General features: G+C 35.9%; 26 protein-coding genes. 24 read left to right on the top strand and 2 right to left on the bottom strand.

The window, feature by feature from the left end:
* Nucleotides 1-593 precede the first annotated feature (593 nt).
* From rpmH to PSR12_RS23760, 11 genes are all read left to right on the top strand, one after another.
* Nucleotides 594-728 carry a 50S ribosomal protein L34 gene (rpmH, locus tag PSR12_RS23810; protein ID WP_004233310.1) on the top strand — a complete coding sequence of 45 codons (135 nt, stop codon included), beginning with the start codon at nt 594-596 and terminating at the stop codon, nt 726-728.
* 100 nt (nt 729-828) lie between these two features.
* Nucleotides 829-1,173, top strand: a complete 345-nt coding sequence (rnpA, locus tag PSR12_RS23805; RefSeq protein WP_004233316.1) for a ribonuclease P protein component — start codon at nt 829-831, stop codon at nt 1,171-1,173.
* Nucleotides 1,174-1,546: 373 nt separating this feature from the next.
* Nucleotides 1,547-2,317, top strand: coding sequence for a membrane protein insertase YidC (gene yidC, locus PSR12_RS23800; RefSeq protein WP_025115704.1), 771 nt, complete (start codon nt 1,547-1,549; stop codon nt 2,315-2,317).
* A complete protein-coding gene (gene jag / locus PSR12_RS23795) occupies nt 2,314-3,096 on the top strand; it encodes an RNA-binding cell elongation regulator Jag/EloR (RefSeq protein WP_221682474.1) in 783 nt (260 codons plus the stop codon). Before yidC ends, jag begins: the two co-directional genes overlap by 4 nt.
* Before the next feature lie 249 nt (nt 3,097-3,345).
* Nucleotides 3,346-4,731, top strand: a complete 1,386-nt coding sequence (gene mnmE, locus PSR12_RS23790) for a tRNA uridine-5-carboxymethylaminomethyl(34) synthesis GTPase MnmE (RefSeq protein ID WP_221682473.1) — start codon at nt 3,346-3,348, stop codon at nt 4,729-4,731.
* A 27-nt stretch (nt 4,732-4,758) separates the two neighbouring features.
* On the top strand, nt 4,759-6,651 hold the full coding sequence (gene mnmG, locus PSR12_RS23785; RefSeq protein ID WP_221682472.1) for a tRNA uridine-5-carboxymethylaminomethyl(34) synthesis enzyme MnmG: 1,893 nt from the start codon (nt 4,759-4,761) through the stop codon (nt 6,649-6,651).
* A 115-nt stretch (nt 6,652-6,766) separates the two neighbouring features.
* Complete coding sequence (rsmG, locus tag PSR12_RS23780; RefSeq protein WP_004233322.1) at nt 6,767-7,483, top strand: 16S rRNA (guanine(527)-N(7))-methyltransferase RsmG; 717 nt, start codon at nt 6,767-6,769, stop codon at nt 7,481-7,483.
* Nucleotides 7,484-7,662: 179 nt separating this feature from the next.
* Nucleotides 7,663-8,562, top strand: coding sequence for a nucleoid occlusion protein (gene noc / locus PSR12_RS23775; RefSeq protein WP_004233323.1), 900 nt, complete (start codon nt 7,663-7,665; stop codon nt 8,560-8,562).
* Nucleotides 8,563-8,785: 223 nt separating this feature from the next.
* The gene (locus PSR12_RS23770; RefSeq protein ID WP_004233325.1) at nt 8,786-9,547 is read left to right on the top strand and encodes a ParA family protein; all 762 of its coding nucleotides are present in this window, start codon (nt 8,786-8,788) and stop codon (nt 9,545-9,547) included.
* On the top strand, nt 9,540-10,388 hold the full coding sequence (locus PSR12_RS23765; protein ID WP_036077940.1) for a ParB/RepB/Spo0J family partition protein: 849 nt from the start codon (nt 9,540-9,542) through the stop codon (nt 10,386-10,388). The genes PSR12_RS23770 and PSR12_RS23765 overlap by 8 nt, the downstream gene beginning before the upstream one ends.
* Nucleotides 10,389-10,466: 78 nt before the next feature.
* Nucleotides 10,467-11,180 carry a DUF554 domain-containing protein gene (locus PSR12_RS23760; protein WP_274771083.1) on the top strand — a complete coding sequence of 238 codons (714 nt, stop codon included), beginning with the start codon at nt 10,467-10,469 and terminating at the stop codon, nt 11,178-11,180.
* Here PSR12_RS23760 and yyaC read toward each other — a convergent pair.
* Nucleotides 11,100-11,732, bottom strand: coding sequence for a spore protease YyaC (gene yyaC / locus PSR12_RS23755; RefSeq protein WP_274771081.1), 633 nt, complete (start codon nt 11,730-11,732; stop codon nt 11,100-11,102). The genes PSR12_RS23760 and yyaC overlap by 81 nt on opposite strands.
* Nucleotides 11,733-11,823: 91 nt before the next feature.
* Between yyaC and PSR12_RS23750 the strand changes: the two genes are divergently transcribed.
* From PSR12_RS23750 to PSR12_RS23735, 4 genes are all read left to right on the top strand, one after another.
* The gene (locus PSR12_RS23750) at nt 11,824-12,696 is read left to right on the top strand and encodes a mechanosensitive ion channel family protein (protein ID WP_274771079.1); all 873 of its coding nucleotides are present in this window, start codon (nt 11,824-11,826) and stop codon (nt 12,694-12,696) included.
* 1 nt (nt 12,697) lies between these two features.
* Nucleotides 12,698-12,898 (top strand): DUF951 domain-containing protein, encoded by a 201-nt coding sequence (locus tag PSR12_RS23745; protein ID WP_103119043.1) that lies wholly within the window; start codon nt 12,698-12,700, stop codon nt 12,896-12,898.
* 97 nt (nt 12,899-12,995) lie between these two features.
* Nucleotides 12,996-14,096, top strand: a complete 1,101-nt coding sequence (gene ychF, locus PSR12_RS23740; RefSeq protein WP_016994923.1) for a redox-regulated ATPase YchF — start codon at nt 12,996-12,998, stop codon at nt 14,094-14,096.
* A gap of 85 nt (nt 14,097-14,181) precedes the next feature.
* On the top strand, nt 14,182-15,222 hold the full coding sequence (locus tag PSR12_RS23735; RefSeq protein WP_221682469.1) for an acyl-CoA dehydrogenase family protein: 1,041 nt from the start codon (nt 14,182-14,184) through the stop codon (nt 15,220-15,222).
* Nucleotides 15,223-15,289: 67 nt separating this feature from the next.
* Here PSR12_RS23735 and PSR12_RS23730 read toward each other — a convergent pair whose 3' ends face one another.
* Nucleotides 15,290-15,859, bottom strand: coding sequence for a DUF3267 domain-containing protein (locus tag PSR12_RS23730; protein WP_221682468.1), 570 nt, complete (start codon nt 15,857-15,859; stop codon nt 15,290-15,292).
* A 176-nt stretch (nt 15,860-16,035) separates the two neighbouring features.
* On the opposite strand from PSR12_RS23730, the gene rpsF reads away from it, so the two are divergent.
* From rpsF to rplI, 9 genes are all read left to right on the top strand, one after another.
* Nucleotides 16,036-16,323 carry a 30S ribosomal protein S6 gene (gene rpsF / locus PSR12_RS23725; protein ID WP_016992320.1) on the top strand — a complete coding sequence of 96 codons (288 nt, stop codon included), beginning with the start codon at nt 16,036-16,038 and terminating at the stop codon, nt 16,321-16,323.
* Nucleotides 16,324-16,366: 43 nt separating this feature from the next.
* Nucleotides 16,367-16,933: a single-stranded DNA-binding protein gene (ssb, locus tag PSR12_RS23720; protein ID WP_054548816.1), complete on the top strand. Its 567-nt coding sequence runs from the start codon at nt 16,367-16,369 to the stop codon at nt 16,931-16,933.
* Between the two features lie 40 nt (nt 16,934-16,973).
* Nucleotides 16,974-17,210 carry a 30S ribosomal protein S18 gene (rpsR, locus tag PSR12_RS23715; RefSeq protein WP_004233359.1) on the top strand — a complete coding sequence of 79 codons (237 nt, stop codon included), beginning with the start codon at nt 16,974-16,976 and terminating at the stop codon, nt 17,208-17,210.
* A gap of 423 nt (nt 17,211-17,633) precedes the next feature.
* Nucleotides 17,634-18,017, top strand: coding sequence for a hypothetical protein (locus PSR12_RS23710; RefSeq protein WP_221682467.1), 384 nt, complete (start codon nt 17,634-17,636; stop codon nt 18,015-18,017).
* A 279-nt stretch (nt 18,018-18,296) separates the two neighbouring features.
* Nucleotides 18,297-18,788 (top strand): RNA polymerase sigma factor, encoded by a 492-nt coding sequence (locus tag PSR12_RS23705; protein WP_004233363.1) that lies wholly within the window; start codon nt 18,297-18,299, stop codon nt 18,786-18,788.
* Entirely contained in the window at nt 18,788-19,537 is a 750-nt protein-coding gene (locus tag PSR12_RS23700) for a hypothetical protein (protein ID WP_221682466.1), read from the top strand. The genes PSR12_RS23705 and PSR12_RS23700 overlap by 1 nt, the downstream gene beginning before the upstream one ends.
* Before the next feature lie 461 nt (nt 19,538-19,998).
* Entirely contained in the window at nt 19,999-20,940 is a 942-nt protein-coding gene (locus PSR12_RS23695) for a YybS family protein (protein WP_221682465.1), read from the top strand.
* Between the two features lie 13 nt (nt 20,941-20,953).
* Nucleotides 20,954-22,924: a DHH family phosphoesterase gene (locus tag PSR12_RS23690; RefSeq protein WP_004233367.1), complete on the top strand. Its 1,971-nt coding sequence runs from the start codon at nt 20,954-20,956 to the stop codon at nt 22,922-22,924.
* On the top strand, nt 22,924-23,370 hold the full coding sequence (gene rplI, locus PSR12_RS23685) for a 50S ribosomal protein L9 (protein ID WP_004233368.1): 447 nt from the start codon (nt 22,924-22,926) through the stop codon (nt 23,368-23,370). The genes PSR12_RS23690 and rplI overlap by 1 nt, the downstream gene beginning before the upstream one ends.
* Nucleotides 23,371-23,374 lie beyond the last annotated feature (4 nt).

The raw sequence follows: 23,374 nt of genomic DNA, 5'->3' as shown, positions 1-23,374 counted from the left end.
GCTGCTAATCTCCTTTACAGTGTTCAATACAAAAAAAAAATCGCATTTATAGAATTGTAAATACGTTCATTTTATAACTCGTCCACATAATCACAAGTTGTGGATAAAAGTTAACCAAAGGCTGTGATGAAAATTATCCACAGCATATTAACAGTTGTGGATAATTAAAATGTTCGTTTTAGTTTTCAACAAAGTGAAGCACAGTAATCGTATCAGAAAAACAAAGCTATTTCAATAGTTTGTGAAACTTATCCACATAGCTTGCAATTATGCACTTTATAGTTGTCCACAAGCACTGCTTATGTGAGAAACCTGTAGATAATTGTTGTGGATAAAAAATAATGCAAAAAATACTATACACAACTCTGTGTAAAAAAAACAAGTACTCTGTGGATAAATATTTTTATGTTTATGGAGAAAAAATATTTCTAAGTAGGGAGCCGAACACTAGAAAATTAAGAATAGAATAAATAGATAGTTCGACCGATTAAAAGAAATTTGTGAAATTCATTGACAAAATAACTAGATACTTTATATAATATTCGAGTCTGTATGTTGAAAAATTCAACTCATATCAGGAGGTGTCTATATAAATGAAACGTACTTACCAACCAAAAAAACGTAAGCACAGCAAAGTACACGGTTTCCGCGCACGTATGAGCACGAAAAACGGTCGCAAAGTTCTTGCTGCTCGTCGTCGTAAAGGAAGAAAAGTTTTATCAGCATAAAATAAGTCCACTGAGCCACATCAGTGGTCTTTTTTTTCTTTATTTTTGGTAAACCTAGAAATGAGGATCAAAAGATATTATCTAATAGCAGGTGAAAGAAATGAAAAAACGCCAACGAGTGAAGAAGAATGATGATTTTCAAAAGGTGTTTAAAAAAGGTAAATCTTTCGCTAATCGTCAGTTTGTTGTTTATTTTTTAGTAAAAGAGGGACAAACGGAATTTCGTGTAGGTTTATCAGTTAGTAAGAAGCTTGGGAATGCGGTAACACGCAACCAAGTAAAACGCTATATTCGACAAAGTATTCATGAGTTAAAAGATGATCTAAAGCCGAATATGGATTATGTTATTATCGCCAGACATCCGGCGGCCACTATGGATTTTCATGAAGTGAAACAAAGTTTGCAGCATGTACTACGAATCGCAAAGGTAATGAAAAAAGTGTAATGTATGCAACCAAGTGGTGAAATTACGCCTGTACTGTTAGCAATAGAATAGATAATATGTGATTTTTCATAAAATTATATGTAAGAGAATTATACGCATGGGGGTATTCCTGGCGAGAGTTTTCGCTTAAAAATATGTAAAATTCACAACTTATCTTAGGAATAAGCGTGTGTAGTTAGAATATTTAGTAGAGTGAATGTTATAGGCATGATAAAATAACTGATAACTTTATCTTCATCGAGGACTCTCAAAAGTGGACTGAAATAAAGATAAGGCTACTGTTATTTAACCGATTATGTGAGAGGAAACTGTCGGTACAAAAAGAAGCATATAGAATAAGAAAAAGTGAATAGGAATTGTAGGGGGAAGAAGGTTGAAAAAACAACATTGGGTAATTTTGTCACTAGTATCAGTAGCCTTACTACTTTCTGGTTGTACAGAATTCAATGAACCAATTTCCAAAGATAGCACAGGCTTCTGGAATGAATTCATTGTTTGGCCGTTGGTATCAGCAATAAAATACTTTGCTGATCTGCTAGGTACGTATGCATGGGGGATCATTGCCGTAACGATTATTATTCGTTTAGCAATTTTGCCATTGATGATCAAACAAACAAAGAGTTCTAAAAAGATGCAAGAAATTCAACCAAAATTGAAGGAACTGCAAAAGAAGTATGCTTCTAAGGATGCTCAGACACAACAACAATATCAGCAAGAAATGATGAAGTTAATGAGTGAATCTGGAGTAAATCCACTTGCAGGATGCTTACCAGTAATCATTCAAATGCCAATCTTAATTGGTTTCTATCATGCAATTAGCCGTATGAATGCAACATCAACATTTGATCTAGGGAATTTCTTTATCTTCCCGCTAGCAGATCCTGCACCTGCATTAGCTATTACAGCTGGCTTAATGCAATTTATCGTGTTACGTACAGGACCAGCAATGGATAATCCTCAAATGAAAATTATGATGTATATTATGCCATTCATGATTATTGGTTTTGGTATGGCCTTACCAGCTGCATTATCATTATACTGGGTAATCGGAAACATTATTTCGATTTTCCAAAACTTGTACATTTATAAACCCTGGAATAAAGATAAAACACAACCTGCTCAAAATGGAGGGGCTAAAAAGTGAAACAACTTACGCAAATAGGCGCAACAACACAAGAAGCGATCTCATTGGCGTTACAGAAACTTGGCAAAACCCGTGAACAAGTAGATGTTGAAGTTTTACAAGAAGGTAAAAAAGGATTTTTAGGTTTTGGTGCACGTTCTGCAGAGGTACGTGTAACAGTAAAAGAAGTTCAGGTTCCGACAATTGAAAGCGACAATGCTCAATTGCAGGTAGTAACAGTAGTAGATGATGTTGAAACACTAAGTTCACAAGTTTCTGAACAACCAAGTGAAATGGAAGAAGTTCAACAAGTCGTTAAAGAACAAGATGAGGATGGAGACTCAGCAAATCCAATTGAAGAGGCAAAGGCTTATTTAAGTAGTATCGCTGAACAATTGGCTATTCATGATCTTGAAATTGCTACGACACGCGAAGGGAAATATGTATTATTTCAACTCAAAAGTGAGAAAGCTGCCCTGCTTATAGGGAAACGAGGTCAAACATTAAATTCCTTACAGCAATTAACGCAACTCGTATTAAATAAAAGCGCAAAGCAGTTCTTAATGGTGAAACTGGATGTAGAAAATTATCGCGAGCGTCGACAAGTAGCTTTAGAATTACTTGCGGATCGAATGGCGGATAAAGCATTACGCTTAAATCAACGTGTGGCATTTGAACCAATGCCGTCTTACGAACGAAAGATAATTCATAATCAATTAGCAAATCGTCTAGATCTTGAAACGTATTCAGAAGGTACCGAGCCTAATCGTTATTTAGTAATAGAACCAGTAAAAAAATAATTAAACTGTTTCACATAATCATACAGACAATATATTTTGAAAGGTCATTTTATCTTTTAGATAAAATGACCTTTTTTAATGAAACATAGCAAATTTTGTCGAAAATAGGATTAGCGAAAAATTGATTTTATCCACATTTGGAAATGATCCTTACTTTAGATTTTGTTGAAAATATGTTAGTCTAAGGTGTTAGTAAGTATTGGTCGGTTTTGATTATCCACATGTGGATAACGTTGAGGAGGTCATTAAATGGAGTTCGATACAATTGCTGCGATATCCACACCGATGGGTGAAGGTGCCATAGCCATCGTTCGTTTAAGTGGAGACGAGGCTGTGACGATTGCAGATAAAATATTCAAATCACCCGGGGGAAAAAGTTTAACAACCAAAGATTCGCACACTATTCATTATGGACATTTAGTCGATCCTAAAACTAATGAGGTAGTAGAGGAAGTAATGCTATCGCTGATGCGTGGGCCAAAAACATTCACACGTGAGGATGTAGTTGAAATAAACTGTCATGGTGGATTAGTTTCAGTCAAACGCGTGTTGCAACTTGCTTTAACAAATGGAGCAAGGCTAGCTGAGCCAGGTGAATTCACAAAACGTGCCTTTTTAAATGGACGTATTGATTTATCACAGGCTGAAGCAGTAATGGATTTGATAAGAGCTAAAACAGATCGTGCGATGAATGTGGCTCTGGGTCAAATGGATGGAAAATTATCGAGACTTATTGGTGATTTGCGCCAAGCTTTACTAGAGACATTAGCCCAAGTAGAGGTTAATATAGATTATCCAGAGTATGATGATGTAGAAGAAATGACTGTACCTGTATTAGTAGAGAAATGTACATGGGTAAAAAATGAAATTATAAAACTTTTGCAAACATCTTCTCAAGGAAAAATTTTACGTGAGGGATTATCAACAGTTATTTTAGGTCGTCCGAATGTTGGGAAATCTTCACTATTAAATAGCTTAGTACAAGAAAATAAGGCCATAGTGACAGATATTGCAGGGACTACTCGTGATATTATAGAGGAGTACGTCAATGTCCGAGGTGTTCCACTTCGTTTAGTGGATACAGCGGGTATTCGGGAAACAGAAGATATTGTTGAACGAATTGGAGTAGAACGCTCACGGGAAGCTCTTCGTGGAGCTGATTTAATTCTGTTTGTATTAAACTATGCAGATGAATTAACTGCTGAGGATGAGCGTCTATTCGAAACAATTGAAGCGATGGATTACATTGTCATTGTCAATAAAACAGATTTACCGCAAAAAATTGATTTGGCTCATGTCAAGGAATTAGCTGGTGAGCATCGCATTGTAACAACTTCTCTGCTACAAGAGGAAGGTATTACAGAGCTAGAAGAAGCCATTGCTGCATTATTCTTTGAGGGACAAATCGAAGCGGGCGATTTAACATATGTTTCAAATGCAAGACATATTGCCCTTCTGCACCAAGCGCAAGCAACGGTAGAAGATGCAATAGCAGCTGCACAGGATGGTGTACCAGTCGATATGGTACAAATTGATGTAACAAGAACATGGGAAATACTTGGCGAAATCATTGGTGATACTGTTCAAGAAAGCCTCATCAATCAACTATTTTCTCAGTTCTGTTTAGGAAAATAATTTTTAGAAAGAAAGGAAGGTACGAGCATGCCAACAAAATATGAGGCAGGCACGTTTGATGTGATTGTGATTGGTGCTGGTCATGCAGGTTCAGAAGCTGCACATGCTGCGGCTAAAATGGGCGCTAACACATTAATGCTAACAATCAATTTAGATATGATTGCATTTATGCCATGTAATCCATCTATTGGTGGTCCTGCCAAAGGAATTGTCGTACGTGAGATTGACGCTTTAGGAGGCGTCATGGGGAAAGTGATAGATAAAACGCATATTCAAATGCGAATGTTGAATACAGGGAAAGGCCCAGCTGTACGTGCATTGCGCGCACAAGCGGACAAAGTTTTGTATCAACAGGAAATGAAACGAGTATTAGAGGAAACACCAAACTTAACAATCCATCAAGGGATGGTTGAAGAGTTAATTATTGAAGATGGGGAAGTAAAAGGGGTCATTACACAAATTGGTGCCGTTTATCGTGCTAAAACAGTCGTCGTGACAACAGGTACTTTCCTACGTGGTGAAATCATTATCGGTGATATTAAATATTCAAGTGGTCCTAATAACCAGCAACCGTCAATTCGCTTAGCTGATAATTTAAAAGAGCTAGGTTTTGACCTAGTTCGATTTAAAACAGGTACACCACCACGTGTGAATAATCGTACAATAAACTATGACAAAACAGAGATTCAACCAGGAGATGATGTTCCACGTGCATTTAGTTTTGAAACGACTGAATTCATCATGGATCAGCTACCTTGCTGGTTAACATACACAAGCCCTGAAACACATGAAATTATTGAAGCAAATTTAAATCTTTCACCGATGTACTCAGGGATGATTAAAGGGACAGGTCCACGTTATTGTCCATCTATTGAAGATAAAGTTGTACGTTTTAATGATAAGCCAAGACATCAAATCTTCTTAGAGCCAGAAGGCCGCAATACACGTGAGGTTTATGTTCAAGGTTTGTCAACAAGCCTACCAGAGCATGTTCAAACACGTTTACTAAAATCTATACCTGGCTTAGAGAATGCGGAAATGATGCGTGCTGGTTATGCTATTGAATACGATTCAATTGTGCCAACACAATTATGGCCAACTTTAGAAACGAAACGTATTAAAGGCTTATATACAGCAGGTCAAATTAACGGTACATCTGGCTATGAAGAAGCTGCCGCGCAAGGCTTAATGGCGGGCATGAATGCAGCTGCTAGTGTACTAGGTAAAGACGAATTAATTTTAAGCCGTTCAGATGCTTATATTGGCGTTTTGATCGATGACCTAGTGACTAAAGGAACAAATGAGCCATATCGTTTATTAACATCTCGTGCAGAGTATCGTTTACTATTACGTCACGATAATGCAGATCTACGATTAGTAGAGTTAGCTTATAACATGGGGATGATTCCACAAGAAAGATATGCTAGTTTCAATGAGAAAAAAGAGCTGATTGAAAATGAAATTGCACGTCTTCGTGAAGTTATTATTAAGCCAAATGAAGCCACACAATCTGTTATTCGTTCTGTTGGTGGTAGTGAATTAAAAGACGGTATACGTGGTGCAGATTTATTAAAACGCCCTGAAATGCATTATGAATTAATTTCTTCTTTAATTCCGGCAGAAATTGAATTGGCGGATGAAGTAAAAGAACAAATTGAAATTCAGCTTAAATATGAAGGCTATATCGAAAAAGCATTGCAACAGGTAGAGAAACTACACAAAATGGAAAACAAAAAAATTCCTGAGAATATTGATTACGATGCTATTTCAGGTTTAGCAACAGAAGCGCGTCAAAAATTAAAACAAGTTACACCACTGTCTATTGCGCAAGCCTCTCGTATTTCTGGTGTTAATCCAGCTGATATTTCAATTCTGCTTGTTTATATTGAACAAGGTAAAATTGCGAAAGTAAGCAGCTGATCATCAACAACAGTAAAGTAAATAAGAGGCGGGCATACCATTGTGCCCGCTTCCTATTTTTAAGGCTATACTATTAGTTGGAGTTGTATAGCTAGATCAACAAAGGAGACTTTACATGAACGAACAACAATTTATTGAGGCTCTGAAAGAGAAAGGGATCGAACTTTCTGATATACAGATTGCTCAATTTAAAAAGTATTTTGAATTACTTGTTGAGTGGAATGAAAAGATGAATTTAACTGCCATTACAGATTTAGAAGGCGTGTATTTAAAGCATTTCTTCGATTCGATTAGTCCTTCATTTTACTTTGATTTTTCAAAAGTCATAACTGTTTGTGATGTTGGGGCAGGAGCTGGTTTCCCAAGTATCCCAATAAAAATCTGTTTCCCACATTTACAAGTTACAATTGTCGACTCCTTAAATAAAAGAATTACCTTTTTAAATCATTTAAGTGATGAGTTACAATTAGAGAATATGCATTTTGTACATGCTCGAGCGGAAGAGTTTGGTCAAAATTTAAAATACCGCGAACAATTTGATGTGGTAACAGCACGTGCTGTAGCTCGTTTATCAGTTCTAGCAGAGTTATGTGTACCTTTAGCGAAACAAGAGGGATATTTTGTTGCTTTAAAAGCCGCAGCTGGGGCAGAAGAATTAAAGGATGCTAAAAAAGCTTTAACAACATTAGGTGTTAAACTGAGAGAGGAATTTTCTTTCAAGCTACCTGTTGAAGAAAGTGAACGCATTTTATATATATTTGATAAAATAAAAGGAACACCGAAAAAATATCCGCGTAAGCCAGGTGTACCAAATAAAACACCGATTCAATAATTAGTGTTTCATGTGAAACTTCTCAAAGTGGAAAATATTTTTTCTATTTTGAGCATACATACTAGTTATGGATGGTTCACGCAAAAGACATCTATGAACTATATACATTTAAAGAAATATAATAAATAATAATAGAATGACACAGAGCAAGATAGTTACTTAAAGGTGGTGCCACTTGGATGAAAAGTCCTTTTTCACGTTTTTTTGGAGGCGGAAGTAAAACAGAGCCTATTGTGAAAAATGAAGTAGAACAAGCAGAGGCGGTTCATGCAGCGGAAGAAGTCATAAAGTTGCCTATTGATCAAATTGTACCTAACCGTTTTCAGCCACGTACTATTTTTGATGATGAAAAAATTGAAGAATTATCAAGAACCATTCATACACATGGTGTGATTCAGCCAATTGTTGTACGTAAAACATCAGACAATCAATATGAAATTATCGCTGGTGAGCGTCGTTATCGAGCGATGAAAAAGCTACAATGGACAGAGGTCCCTGCTATTGTACGTAATTTAACTGATAAGGAAACAGCATCTATTGCGTTAATAGAGAACTTGCAGCGTGAGGAGTTAACTGCAATTGAAGAAGCGGTAGCCTATCAAAAATTATTAGAGCTTCATGAGCTAACACAGGAAGCTCTTGCCCAAAGACTTGGAAAAGGACAATCCACTGTAGCCAACAAATTACGTTTATTAAGGCTGCCAGATGAAGTTCAGCAAGCTATTTTGAAGCGAAAAATATCTGAACGACATGCACGTGCATTAATTGCTATTAAAGATCAACCATTGCAACTAGAAATTTTACAGCTAGCAATTGAAAATGATTGGAATGTGCGACAGTTAGAGGAGCAAATCCAGGCTATATTACATCCTGTAGCTGATGAGCAGGAAGAATCAATTCCAAAGAAAGCTAAACCAAAACGTAAAGCTATAAGTAAAGATGTACGTATTGCTTTGAATACCATCAAACAGTCATTAACGATGGTAACAAAAAGTGGGATTACAGTGAAAACTGAAGAAGAAGATACAGAAGAATACTATCAAATTACAGTGAAGATTCCTAAAAAGAAAAAAGTGTAATAAATTATTTTAGAAAAATAATCTGTGATCAAATTTATCACTGTACAAGGGAGATATCTCAGAAGGTTAATAGAGATATCTCCTTTTTTGTATATATTCTTAATATTTTATACAACTCTCTTCAAATTTTTTGATAGAATGAAAGTTAGATAGCGGATTAAATAGTGATTTTACAAATGATTTGTCAAAGTAAACTTTGATAGATGAAAGCAGGTGCTTTTAAATGGGTAGAATTATAGCAATCGCCAATCAAAAGGGTGGCGTAGGTAAAACAACAACTTCGGTCAATTTGAGCGCTTGCCTAGCATACTTAGGTAAGAAAGTGCTTTTAATTGATACTGATCCGCAGGGGAATACAACAAGTGGACTTGGTATTAATAAAGGAGAAATACAGGGTTGCATTTATGATGTGCTCATTGATGATGAAGATGTTCAAAATGTCATTCAAAAAACAAATGTAGAAAATTTATCTATCGTGCCAGCAACAATCTCACTTGCAGGTGCAGAAATTGAATTGGTTTCAACTATTTCCAGAGAAGTACGTTTAAAACATGCATTACAAAATGTGAAAGAGGATTTCGATTATATAATTATTGACTGTCCACCATCTTTAGGGCTTTTAACAATCAATGCGTTAACAGCTTCAGATGCGCTCATTATTCCTGTACAATGTGAATATTATGCATTGGAAGGGTTAAGTCAATTACTATCAACAGTTCGCCTCGTTCAAAAGCATTTAAATCAACAGCTTTACATCGATGGCGTTTTATTAACAATGCTAGATGCACGCACAAACTTAGGTTTGCAAGTTATTGATGAAGTGAAAAAGTATTTCCAAGATAAAGTATATAAAACAATAATTCCTCGTAATGTGCGATTAAGTGAGGCACCAAGTCATGGTCAACCAATCATCACTTATGATGCAAAATCTAGAGGTGCAGAAGTTTATTTAGAGATGGCGAGGGAAGTGATTAAAAATGGCTAAAGGTCTAGGAAAGGGTATTGGGGCATTATTTCCAGGAGAGTCTCTAGAACACAGTGGTCAAGTGGAAGAAATCCAATTAGATTTAATTGTTGCGAACCCATTTCAGCCTCGTAAAATTTTCGATGAAGAAAGTTTACAAGAATTAGCTGATTCTATTAAAGAACATGGAATTTTGCAGCCAATTGCCGTGCGTAAAAAAGCACGCAAGTTTGAAATTGTTGCGGGGGAGCGTCGTTACAGAGCTTGCCTATTAGCTGGCCTCGAGGTGATTCCTGTCATTATAAAAGAGCTATCTGATGCACAAATGATGGAGCTAGCTATTTTAGAAAACCTCCAACGTGAGGATTTAACTGTAATTGAAGAAGCAGAAGCCTACCAGAGTTTAATGGAAAACTTACATTTAACACAGGAAGAGTTATCGAAACGATTAGGAAAAAGTAGACCACATATTGCCAATCATGTTCGGCTACTGGCATTACCAGAAGATGTACGTAAATTGATGAATGATGGAACTTTATCGATGGGGCAGGGACGGGCATTACTCGGCTTAAAAAATAAAAGAAGAATATCAGAAGTGGCTAATAAGGTAATAAATCTAGGATTGAATGTACGTCAAGTTGAATTATTAGTGCAAAACTTAAATGAAGAAGTTTCACGTGAAACAATTCCTCCTAAGAAAAAAGATATCTTTGTAACTGCAAAAGAGTCACAATTACGAGACTACTTTGGAACAAATGTTCAAATAAAGAAAACAAATAATAAAGGGAAAATAGAAATTGAATTTTATTCTGAAGATGATTTAGAACGTATATTGGAAATATTAAACATACAGGAAGAATAAAATAATATTTCTATAACTTAATCAGAGCGCCAAGCAAATAGGCGCTCTCTATTTTTTAGAGAGAAAGAAGGCTTAAGTGTGGTATTACTAGGGGCATTGATAAATGCTGTGTTAATTATAGCAGGATCATTAGTAGGGCGGATTTTTAAAAATATCCCTGAATCTATGAAATCTACGGTCCTTTCTATTATTGGTTTAGCCGTCACATTATTAGGGATAAAAATGGGCTTTGAAAGTGATAATTTTATTATATTGGTAGTAAGTTTAGTGGTAGGTACAGTAATAGGTGAGTGGTTAGATTTAGATAAACAAATGAATCGTCTTGGTAAATGGGTAGAGAGTTTATTTCGTACAAAACGGGATGACCAAAATCAAATTAGCATAGCAGAGGGCTTTGTAACTGCCTCACTAATTTTTGTTGTAGGATCAATGGCTGTTATAGGTGCTCTTGATAGTGGTCTTCGTAATGATCATAATGTACTCATTACAAAAGGATTAATAGATGGATTTACATCCATTATTCTAGCATCTACTTTAGGTATAGGTGTACTGCTATCCGCTGTACCTGTCTTTGTTTATCAAGGATTAATAGCTCTTTTTGCAGGTGTTATAAGTTCCTTTATCCCTGATGCCGCACTACAAATGTTCATTACAGAAATGACGGCTGTTGGCGGGGTTATGATTATGGCAATAGGGTTAAACATTGCAGGCTTAGCTAAGATCAAAGCTGCTAACTTGCTGCCAGGTATCGTCATTGTTGGTGTTATGGTGGCTATCTTCTACATTTTTTAGTGAATAACGATGAGCAGCCAGTAATAATGCTCGTGAAAGCTTTTCAGCCATTGCATAAGAAATATGAAGTCTGGTATTTTGTAAAACAAGCATTTCCATAAAGCCTCCAATATTGACGATTCCTTTCACGGAAATGTCTCCAATTGGAGGTAATTCTTTTTTTACAGCTTTTCCAGGGAAGATGGGTCCACTTTGAACTGAAATATGACCAACATTTTGCTCACTGCCGAGACAGGCATCAATCGCAATAATGAATGGTTTTGTAGTATGATTGTGTAGCTGTTGCATTGTAGAATGTAGGTTTAGAGCATGTAAAGGATCTTCTAAGGAACCTACAATTTCATAAGGAAAGCTAACAGATTTTTTTAAAAAGCTACCAGTTAATGGCCCAAGGGTATCACCTGTACATCGGTCACTGCCAATACAACAAAAAATTAGTCTTTCATGATGAAACGGTATATGTTCTAAAAATAATGTACTTAATTGCCAAACAGCATTTTTACTCTCATGATGAAGGGAATAAGGTAGTAACAAATTTGGTATAGTATTCATAAAAAAACTCACTTTCTTTTTATTTTTAGAAGTGCTCAATTTTTATGCAGTATACGCAAATTTTTAGCAAGTTATTCAAGAGGTGGTAATGATGGAAAAGAATAAAAAGTTAATGGAAAAATACTGGGACAAGCTCACATCTGAGGATCTTTGGGAACAAGTTATTGATGCATCTATAGAAATTTTGCTCATTCTATTAGTATCGTGGATAGCTGTAAAATTAGGTAAAAAATTTATTAAAAAAGTATTTTTAATCCGTATGCGTTCACCATTGAGCCACTCAGACCGACGCCAACGAACAATTTCAAGATTATTACAAAGCGTGATTTCCTATGTCGTTTATTTCTCTGCAATCATTGGTATACTTTCTTCCTTAAATATTAAGGTAGCAGGTTTATTAGCGGGTGCAGGAATTGTTGGTTTAGCAATAGGTTTTGGTGCTCAAAGCTTAGTAAAGGATGTTATTACTGGATTCTTTATTATTTTTGAAGACCAGTTTGGTGTAGGTGATTATATAAAAATAAATGCTGCAGAAGGTACAGTTGTAGAAATTGGCTTACGCACAACAAAAATTAATGGTGCTACTGGTGAACAGTTCATCATTCCCAATGGTGCCATAGGCGAAGTCGTCAATTATTCTGTTAACAACTCTAAAATTTTTATAGATTTACAAATGGCTACGGATGCTGACTTTGAGAAAGCAGAAGGGATTATTAATAAGTATTTAGAGACATTGCCTAAGATGCATAAAGAATTAATTGCAGCTCCAGTATTTCTAGGTGTGCAAAATGTTAAAGGGACAGAAGTAACCATTCGTATAGTTGCTGAAACATTACCGCAGCAACAATATGGAGTAGCACGTACCATACGCCGCGATATTACGAAACTCTTTGAAGAAAATAATATACCAATGGTCTATCCAAAAATGATGTTCTATGGCAAAGATGAGGGGAGAAGTGTGTAAGATGGAGGCAAAAAAATTTGGTTTAAATGATATTGTTGAAATGAAAAAACAACATCCATGCGGCACCAACAAATGGAAAATTATTCGTATGGGGGCGGATGTACGTATCAAATGCGAAGGATGTCAGCATAGTGTCATGATTCCACGTCGTGAATTTGAGAAAAAAATGAAAAAGGTTTTATTTTCTGCGGAAGAGTTGTAACATCAGGCATATTAGACTTTTTCTGAGTGAATCAATATAATAGATAAGGTTATATGAGAGAAAATTTGAACTGAGTATAGAAAGGTTGTGTCCATCCATGGCATTAACAGCTGGAATCGTTGGTTTACCTAACGTGGGGAAATCAACATTATTTAACGCAATAACAAAAGCGGGTGCATTGGCTGCAAACTATCCATTCGCAACGATCGATCCAAACGTTGGTATAGTTGAAGTACCTGATGCACGTTTAGATAAATTAACAGAATTAGTGGTACCGAAAAAAACTGTGCCAACTGCATTTGAATTTACAGATATCGCTGGAATTGTTAAAGGTGCTTCTAAGGGTGAAGGATTAGGAAATAAGTTCCTAGCTCATATTCGTGAAGTAGACGCAATTTGTCAAGTAGTACGTTGTTTTGTAGACGAAAACATTACTCACGTTTCTGGTGCAGTAGATCCAATTGACGATATTGAAGTGATTAATCTAGAGCTTGCACTAGCTGACTTAGAATCTGTGGATAAACGTTTACAACGAGTTAGCAAAATGGCGAAACAAAAAGATAAAGAGGCTATGATAGAGGAGCCAGTGCTTCTGAAAATTAAAGAGCAACTAGAAAACGGTAAACCAGCTAGAGCAGCTGAGCTATCAGATGATGAATTAAAGGTAATTAAAGGTCTTCATCTGCTAACAATTAAACCAATGCTTTATGTAGCAAACGTTTCAGAAGATGAAGTAGCAGATGCAGACAACAACGAGTATGTGAAAAAAGTACGTGAGTATGCATCCGCTGAAGGTGCACAGGTCATTACTATTTGTGCAAAAATCGAAGAAGAAATTTCTGAGTTAGATGATGAAGAAAAAGCTATGTTCTTAGAAGAATTAGGAATTAAAGAATCTGGTTTAGATCAACTAATTCGTACTTCTTATGACTTATTAGGACTAGCTACTTACTTCACTGCAGGTGTACAAGAGGTACGTGCCTGGACGTTCCGTAAAGGAATGAAGGCACCTCAATGTGCAGGTATTATTCATACTGACTTTGAGCGCGGCTTTATTCGTGCAGAAACAGTGGCATATGATGATCTTCTTGAGGCAGGTTCGCAAGCAGCGGCTAAGGAAGCTGGTAAAGTACGTCTTGAAGGTAAAGAATATGAAGTACAAGATGGCGATATTATGTTATTCCGCTTTAATGTATAAAAAACTTACAAGGGCAATCTAAAATGGTTGCCCTTTTTCGATTGCTTAGTTATCAGAATTTTTAATGTATGGAGGCGACTTATGAATGAATCCTGTGCAAATTAAGGAACGTGGTTTAGAGTTTGAGCAACTGGGGATGCTACCACAAGATGTCTTAGATTATATTTATGAACAACGATTATTCAAATTGTTCACTCCAAGAGAATTAGGTGGTAAGGATTTAGATTTAGTAGAAGGTGTAAAGATATTTCAGCAGATGTCTGCGCTTGATGGCAATTTCGGATGGCTCATTACTATTGGTACAGGTGGAAACGCATTTATTCCAACATTCAATAAGGAAATTTGTGAAAAAATCTATTCTCCTAAAGAAGCAGTTATAGCAGGTAGTGGATATCCAACAGGGATAGCTGTAAAAACAATTGGTGGCTATTATGTAACAGGGCAATGGAAGTATTGCAGTGGTTCTAACTATGCTTCAACATTTACGATGAATTGTTTAATTGAAGAAGATGGTATCAAAACCGAAAAAATTATTAGCTGCTCAGTAAATCCACATGATGTAGAGATTTTAAATGATTGGTCTGCAATGGGTTTAAAGGCAACAGCTAGTCATACAATCCGTGTAAACAATGTTTGGGTGCCACAGGAAGCTACTTTTCAATTAGGGGTCATCAGAAATGATTATGGCAATTCAGTACATAGCTTTCCATTTACCACTTTTGCACAGGCTTCTTTTTTAGGCGTTTGTCTTGGGATGACAGAGAATTTTTTAGAAGAAGCTTTTGCTTTAATGAAGCAACGAAATCATGATGGAAGCAGAACTGAGCGAATTGGAGCCTTCCAATTTTTATGGATGCAGCAGCATAAACGTTTCAAGCAATGCGAGGAACAGTTTTATGCAACATTATCTGTCTTTTGGCAACAGCATCAAAAAGGTGAACAATTAACGGAAGAGGAATTATCACAATTTACTCAATTGGCTAAGGATATAGCTGCTGCTTGCTTAGAGATAGCGAATAATTTAATACGCTGTCTTGGTATGGATGCTATTACAGAAACATCTACGATTAACCGTATTTGGAGAAATTTATATACAGCAGCCCAGCATGGATTTTTAACTCCTTAAAGTATAAATAGAATCTGTAGTTGTTCATTTCTAATCTACAGATTCTATTTAATTATGTAGTCTTATTTTAATGATGATCCTTTTCCTGCAATAGATAAACATACAGCTTTGGTAATTTAGGATCATCCTGTACGATAGCATTACGTGGATATTTACGTAGCTCTTTATACATGGCAAAATCGCCTACAGCTCCAGCTATTAACACCGCCCCTATCAATATTAAAACAGTACTGTTAAGATAAAACCCAACAATGGTTGGAAGTACTCCAGTCGTCCAGAATGGCAGTAATAAAGCTTTTTTCATAGCATGGTTGGGGAGAGGTTGCTCAGTAGTTGCATAGGCAATACCTTGCTCTAAATTTATGCCATATTTTAAAGCTTTAAAGGGAACTCTGCCAAAAATCATAAAGCCAATTAAATGACAAGCCTCGTGTAGGATAATAAAAATTATATACAGCACAACAAATAGTGCTGTGCCACCAATCATCTTCCAAAAAGAAAAATGGAAATCTTTAAAGCAAATATATTGAATGGCAATAAATAATATGACAAGACCACTTGTAATCACAAAATTGTCGATCATTAACTTCTTTAAATCTAATTCGATAACGATAGGCTCCTTATCGTTGGTTAACATGAAGGCACTCCTTTCATAGATAATGAAATATACTGCCATTATATAACGAATTATTAGTTTGTGACTTGAAAGACATGTACCTATATGTTACAATTCATTGATGTGAGTAATAATTAATTACTTGCTCCTTGCTCCCTTAATTAGGAGAGCCTAAGTCCATAAGGAGGTGTAAACAGATGAGAAAATACGAATTAATGTACATCGTACGTCCGAACATTGAAGACGAAGCGAAGAAAGCTTTAGTTGAACGTTTCAACGAAATGTTAACTTCTAACGGTGCAGAAGTCATCGAATCAAAAGAGTGGGGCAAACGCCGCTTAGCTTATGAAATTCAAGACTTCCGCGAAGGTTACTACCAAATCGTAAAAGTAAACGCTACTTCAGATGCAATCAACGAGTATACACGTCTTGCTAACATCAGCGAAGACATCATTCGCCACATTGCAGTTCGCGAAGAAGCTTAATAATTAATTTTTTACAAAACGCTGAAAAGGAGGTTGTATTCTGATGATTAACCGTGTCGTATTAGTTGGAAGACTAACAAAAGATCCTGAGCTACGTTATACACCGAATGGAGTTGCGTCTACAAGATTTACAGTAGCTGTAAACCGTGCATTCTCAAATCAACAAGGTGAACGCGAAGCTGATTTCATTAGCTGTGTTGCTTGGCGTAAACAGGCTGAAAACCTAGCGAACTTCATGCGAAAAGGAAGTTTAATTGGGGTAGAAGGTCGTATCCAGACAGGCAGTTATGAAGGACAAGATGGTAAGCGAGTATACACAACAGATGTCGTGGCGGATAGCGTACAGTTTTTAGAACCCCGTAATGGTAGCGGTGCTCCTGCTCCTCAATATGGTGGACAAACTTACGGTAATAACCAACCGTCATATGGCGGTGGTCAACCACAACAACAGTTTAGTGGCGCTATGCCAGGGCAGGGTTCCTATGGCGGCGATTCGTATCAGCAAAATCAACCACCTATGAATCAGCCGAATTATACACGTGTAGATGAGGATCCATTTGCGAATAGCAAAGGGCCAATAGAAGTATCTGAGGATGATCTTCCATTCTAATGCTTCTAAATGATAAAAAAAGATAAGGAGGAGACACACTATGGCACCACGTCGCGGAGGCCGCAAACGCCGTAAAGTTTGCTACTTCACTTCAAACAATATTACGCACATCGACTACAAAGATGTAGATTTATTAAAAAAATTCATCTCTGAGCGCGGTAAAATTTTACCACGTCGCGTAACTGGCACTAGCGCTAAGTACCAACGTAAATTAACTTCAGCTATCAAAGTATCTCGTATCATGGGATTACTTCCATTCGTAGCAGAAGATAAATAAAATTTATTTATTAATAAAAGCACAACAAGGTTTTCATAACCTTTGTGGTGCTTTTTTTTATTTATACTGTTTCTCAAATATTGTTGCTATAAAGGAAAGTTAGGATTATTCAACAATCGTGCACGATTGTTGAAGATCGTTATTGAACTAAAGCACCAGGTTAGTTCAATAAGAAAAAAAGAGCTGCATACGCAACTCAATGATTTTTATCTAATCAATAACATATATTTACCCCCTAGAATATATGTCAATTCATGCATAGATTTGTTATTTATTGTTTTCAAGATAGTTTCCTTTTTCCCTTAAACAGGCGTGTTTTTATTTCCTTATAACTCAGAAAATTCAGAATTATCGTTGACGAAAAAACCGTTATCATATATATTATAGTTGTGCAAATTACAAATTAAGGTGGAAGTGGAAATTATGTTTAAATTAAGTAAATTGGCAGCAATGATGCTTGTTGTACTTATGTTTTTTGCATCTACTAGTTCAACTAATGCCGCAGAAGTTGTTCAAAGCGAGAAATTTGAAACTAATATTGTTGGGGAAGTAAATCTATCTTTAGCAGGAGATGATTATCCAGATGACTCAATCTCTCCTTTCGGTTTCTATCTTTATAAGGACGTGGATATCCCTTCTCCTCAAACTTATTCAACTCACAGCAATGTACCAGCAACCTATTATTATGAAGCATTCAGTGGATCATATTGGTATAAGGGTTGGATAAATCTTTACAAAACAGAAAAACTTACAAATGGCACTTGGAGAGGATATTACAGGGGAACAGTTTCTGCTTGGGTTGAATAAATTATCAAATGTAAAATTATTTCAAGCTCACCTATTTGGTGGGCTTGTTTTATTTAAGAGAACGATAGATATAGCAAAGTATCAACGATAGGTACCTAAAATGACATTCTAATTACACAATATAATAAGATTAGATTCGGATAGAAGACTATTGGAAAATATTTTTCCAATTTTTTTGCATCGATTAGTTTTTAGGTAAGATTATTTTCTAAAATTATTTTATTTAAAATGTCACCAAATGGTAACTTCATGTGTGTTATAAGTGAAAGGAGTTGATGGATGTTGCAACAATTAGTTTGGTCGAACGAACTAGATATAGAACGAATTGTTGATAAATATGGAAATATGCTTTTTAGAATGTGTCTTGTTATTCTATGCAATGAGAATGATGCAGAGGATGTCGTACAAGACACTTTTATTACCTATCTAACTAAATCTCCACCATTTAACGATTCAGAACATGAGAAAGCATGGTTGATTACTATTGCTACAAATCGCTGCAAGAATATGAGAAGGTACAATATTATTCGTAAACATATGGATATCAATGATTTACAACTATATTGTAAGGATGATGAAAACTATGGTTTAATTGAACATCTTATGAGATTGCCAAATAAACATAAGATTGTCTTGTTACTTTATTATGTAGAGGGCTATAAAGTAGATGAAATAACAAAAATACTTGGCATTACTACTTCAGCAGTTAAAAAGCGATTACAACGTGGAAGAGAGCTTATTCGAGAAAAATATCGAAAGGAGAATGAATGATGAACTTTGATAAGATTAAAGAAGCTGTTAATACTATTGAAATGCCAAAAACTATGAAAAATCGTGTGAAAAAGAATTGCAATATTATAGAAAAGAAAAATTTTAAAAGGCGGATTTCTGTAGCTTGTGCATTTGGATTCCTATTGTTAATTATGATAGGTATTCCGTTTTTCAATAATAATGGAAACTTTCAAGTCGCAAATTTTACAATCACAGCTTATGCATTGAGTGATGATGGGAATCAGCCAAATACCAAACTTTCATCAGATAAAGCTACTTTTAAATTATCAACTGAAGCTAGAGGTAGTACAACTGATATAACTGGAGATGTAGGTAATTTAATCTTTACAAAGCTTATGCTAAATATAAGTGGAGAACATATCGACTCAGTCACTTATACCATTAGCAAAGGCAAGTTTATAGAGGATGTTACACTTACAGCTAAAGAATATGCAGACAAAGACTGGTTATTATCAGAAAAGATATTTATGATTGGAAGTTCGCCTGGTTCAGATATATACAACGGTACAAAGGAAATTGGAAATACCTATACAGTTGAGTATAATGAACAGGATAAATATCAATATTCAATTGCAATTCCTCATGATGGCAATTTGGTAATAGATGACGACATAATAATCAAAGTCATTGTAAAATATACAGATGGAAGCTCTGAACAACAAGATATTGCTGTAACTCAAGAATCAAATTCTTTAAAATCAAATTCTATTTCATTAAAGCTTAATTAAAATAATCGAGATGTAATACTACTGTACAAAGAACTAAGTTAACTGGAGAAAAGAAGAACTAGTAGAAAAATCTACAGGATAGATTAGAAACCAAACATTGACGAGGATACTTATTACTCTTGGTAGTATTGTTGGGTACGGAATTTATGTTGAATTTAGTTAAATTAGTTAGTATCATGGGATTACTTCCATTCGTAGCAGAAGATAAATAAGATTGATGACGTTAAGGTAACTGACCTTACATCAATTTTGAATACCAGCATATTACGATATTCGTATCGAGTATGCTGGTTTTTTGTTATGGTTAAAAGAGAATTACCAGCCACTTAGGTAAAGGCCTGAATTAAAATTGAAAAAATAATGACAATGTACTTAGTGATCTAAGTGATTTTTGTTCAATACTATGAAAAAATGGTACAATAAAGGGTAGTAAGTTTGACTGAAAAAAAGGAAGGTTTTCAATGCCGAATAATCAAACAAAAGCGCTTGTACAAGGCTCAATGATGGTTGCACTTTTTACAATTTTAATGCTAATTTCTGCATATGTACCATTCATCTTTATAGTAGCTTTATTATTCGCTCCACTACCGATTGCTTGGTATAGCGCAAATTACAAGCGTTCCACATCAATACTCGTAGCAATAGTAGGCTGTATCCTAACCACTATAACGAGCGGAATATCCATGCTGCCATTTGCCTTTATTTTAGGGTTAATAGGTGTCGTTATGGGTAACGCTATTTATTTGAAGAAGAGTAAGCTTTATTTATTTATGTCCACGGGGATTGCTAATCTCCTCTCGATGGCAATCGTTTATATTGCCTATGTAAAGCTTTCAGGAATTGACTTCATAAGCATGAGTTTAGAGATGGCACGTAAAAATTATGAGCAATCTAATGAATTTGCGAAGAATGTAACAGGTCAAGTAGCCATAAATCCAGAACAGCTTGAGGCAATGTTTAAAACAATTGAACTGACTATGCCTGCAACAATAACAATTTCAGCATTTTTTGCTGCATTTATTATTATTACAGTCAATTTACCAGCTCTAAAACGACTAGGGGTAGATGTTCCAAAATTTGCTCCGTTCCAAAATATGCGATTACCACGCTCTATTTTATGGTATTACATGATTGTGTTATGCATTAATTTATTCATGCGTCCTGAGGCTGGTTCTACGTTAGATATCATTGTATTAAATGTTTCTTATATTTTATGGTTGTTACTTATTCTACAGGGAATATCTTTTATCCATTATTTTATCTCTAGAAAAGGGATGCCAAACGGAGTTAAATGGGTAGCTACTTTGTTAGCCATTCCACTATCATCCTTTATGATCTTACTCGGTATTGTTGATTTAGGTTTTGACGTACGTTCACTTGTAAAGGGGAAGACTAAAGAATAAGGGGCTGATTGTAATGGGGACTTTTAGAAAACGACCAATTCGCTATCCGCTTTTTGTTCTTTCCATATTTGGAACTGTGACGTTCGTGCTTCTATGTATTTGGAATATCGGGATAGGTATCGGTTATGGTGTAGGTTTTGTTTTACTGATGGCCTACACATGGAAGGTAGAGAAGATAGCTTTTGAGGAAACAGAAAAGCACATTGAATCTATCTCCTTCCGTATGAAAAAAGTAGGGGAAGAGGCACTACTTGAAATGCCAATTGGGATACTGCTGGTTAATGAGCAGTACGAAATCGAATGGTCTAATCCATATATGCAAGGCATTTTAAATATGGAATCATTAGTTGGAGAAGGTATTGTAAATATATCTGATGACATCTATGTATTAATGAAGACCGAGGAGACTAATGAGGCGACGATTACACTACGTGATCGGAAATATCGTGTTTATTATAAAAAAGAGGAACGACTACTGTATTTCTTTGATATAACTGAACAGATTGCCATTGAAAAGCAATACTATGCAGACCGTACAGTAATCGCTATATTGTTTGTCGATAATTACGATGAAATCACGCAAGCCATGGACGATCAACCACGTAGTTTAACCAACACAATGGTTACTTCAATTGTCAATGAATGGGCTGCAGAGCATGGTGTATTTGTCAAACGAATATCATCAGATCGTTTCTTAGCAGTATTAAATGAATCCATTTTAACGGAGCTAGAAAAGAAAAAATTTGCTATATTAGATACCATTCGAGAAAAAACAGCTCAAAAGAATTTATCATTAACATTAAGTATTGGTGTAGGAGCTGGATCATCCTCATTAGTGGAGCTTGGTGAGTTGGCACAATCCAGTCTTGATCTTGTATTAGGACGGGGTGGAGACCAAGTGGCGATAAAGCAACCTACTGGAAAACTTAAATTCTATGGTGGAAAAACAAATCCAGTCGAAAAACGTACACGTGTTAGAGCGCGCGTTATTTCACATGCATTACGCGATTTAATTCAAGACAGTGATCAAGTGTTTGTTATGGGACATAAAAATCCTGACATGGACTCCATTGGTGCTTCTGTAGGTGTACGGAAAATGGCACAAATGAATGATGTAAAGGGTTATGTCATTATCAATTTTGATGAATTAAATGGTAGCGTTACACGGTTAATGAATGAAATAGAGAGTAAATCAGATTTCTATGAAAATTTCCTTACACCAGAGGAAGCCGCTGGTAAAATGACTGAGAAATCGTTGCTCGTTATTGTTGATACACACAAGCCGAATTTAGTAATTGATGCACACCTATTGAAATTAGCTGAAAAGGTGGTTGTAATCGACCATCATCGTCGAAGTGAGGACTTTATCGAGAATCCTACACTCGTTTATATGGAGCCATATGCGTCGTCCACAGCTGAGCTAGTGACAGAGTTACTAGAATATCAGCCGAAGCGTGCAAAAATTAATATGCTAGAAGCTACTGCATTACTAGCGGGTATTATCGTTGATACCAAAAGCTTTACACTTCGAACAGGAGCACGTACATTTGAAGCAGCTTCTTATTTACGAACAAATGGAGCAGATACAGTATTAGTCCAACGTCTCTTGAAGGAGGACGTGGACACATATATAGAGCGCTCCAAGATTGTGCAAACAGTTAAGTTCGTAAAACCAGGAGTAGCTGTTGCTGTAGGTGAGGAATCAAAAGTGTATGACTCTGTCTTAATTGCGCAAACTGCCGATATTTTACTAACGATGAAGGATGTTAGTGCATCCTTTGTCATTGCACATCGGGCAGATGGCAAAATTGGTATAAGTGCACGATCACTTGGCGAGGTCAATGTACAGCTAATTATGGAGAGGCTTGGCGGCGGTGGACATTTAACGAATGCTGCCTGCCAAATAGATGCTAAATCCATCGATGGTGTGAAAAAACATTTAGAAGAGGCCATAAATGAGGTCTTTGAAGGGAGTTCTGACTAATGAAAGTAGTATTTTTAAAAGACGTTAAAGGAAAAGGGAAAAAAGGTGAAATTAAAAACGTAGCTGATGGCTATGCACAAAATTTCTTAATCAAGAATGGCTATGCAGCGGAAGCAAATGCGCAAGCTTTAAGCCAAATAGAGGGGCAAAAGAAATTAGAGGCAAAAAATGCTGCTGCTGAATTAGCTGAAGCACAAGCACTAAAGGAAAAAGTAGAAGCACTAACAGTTGAGCTAAAAGCAAAATCAGGTGATGGTGGCCGCTTATTTGGCTCAGTATCTACAAAGCAAATTGCTGATGCATTACAAAAAGTGCACGGCATTAAAATTGACAAACGTAAAATGACTTTACCTGATGGGATTCGTTCACTTGGTTTTACAAATGTTCCTGTAAAACTACATCATGAAGTATCAGCAACGTTAAAAGTACATGTAACGGAAGAATAAGGAG

Source organism: Lysinibacillus sp. G01H (assembly GCF_028872195.1).
In the GTDB taxonomy this organism is placed as follows: Bacteria; Bacillota; Bacilli; order Bacillales_A; family Planococcaceae; genus Lysinibacillus; species Lysinibacillus capsici.
This window is presented reverse-complemented; position numbering and strand designations above follow the sequence as displayed.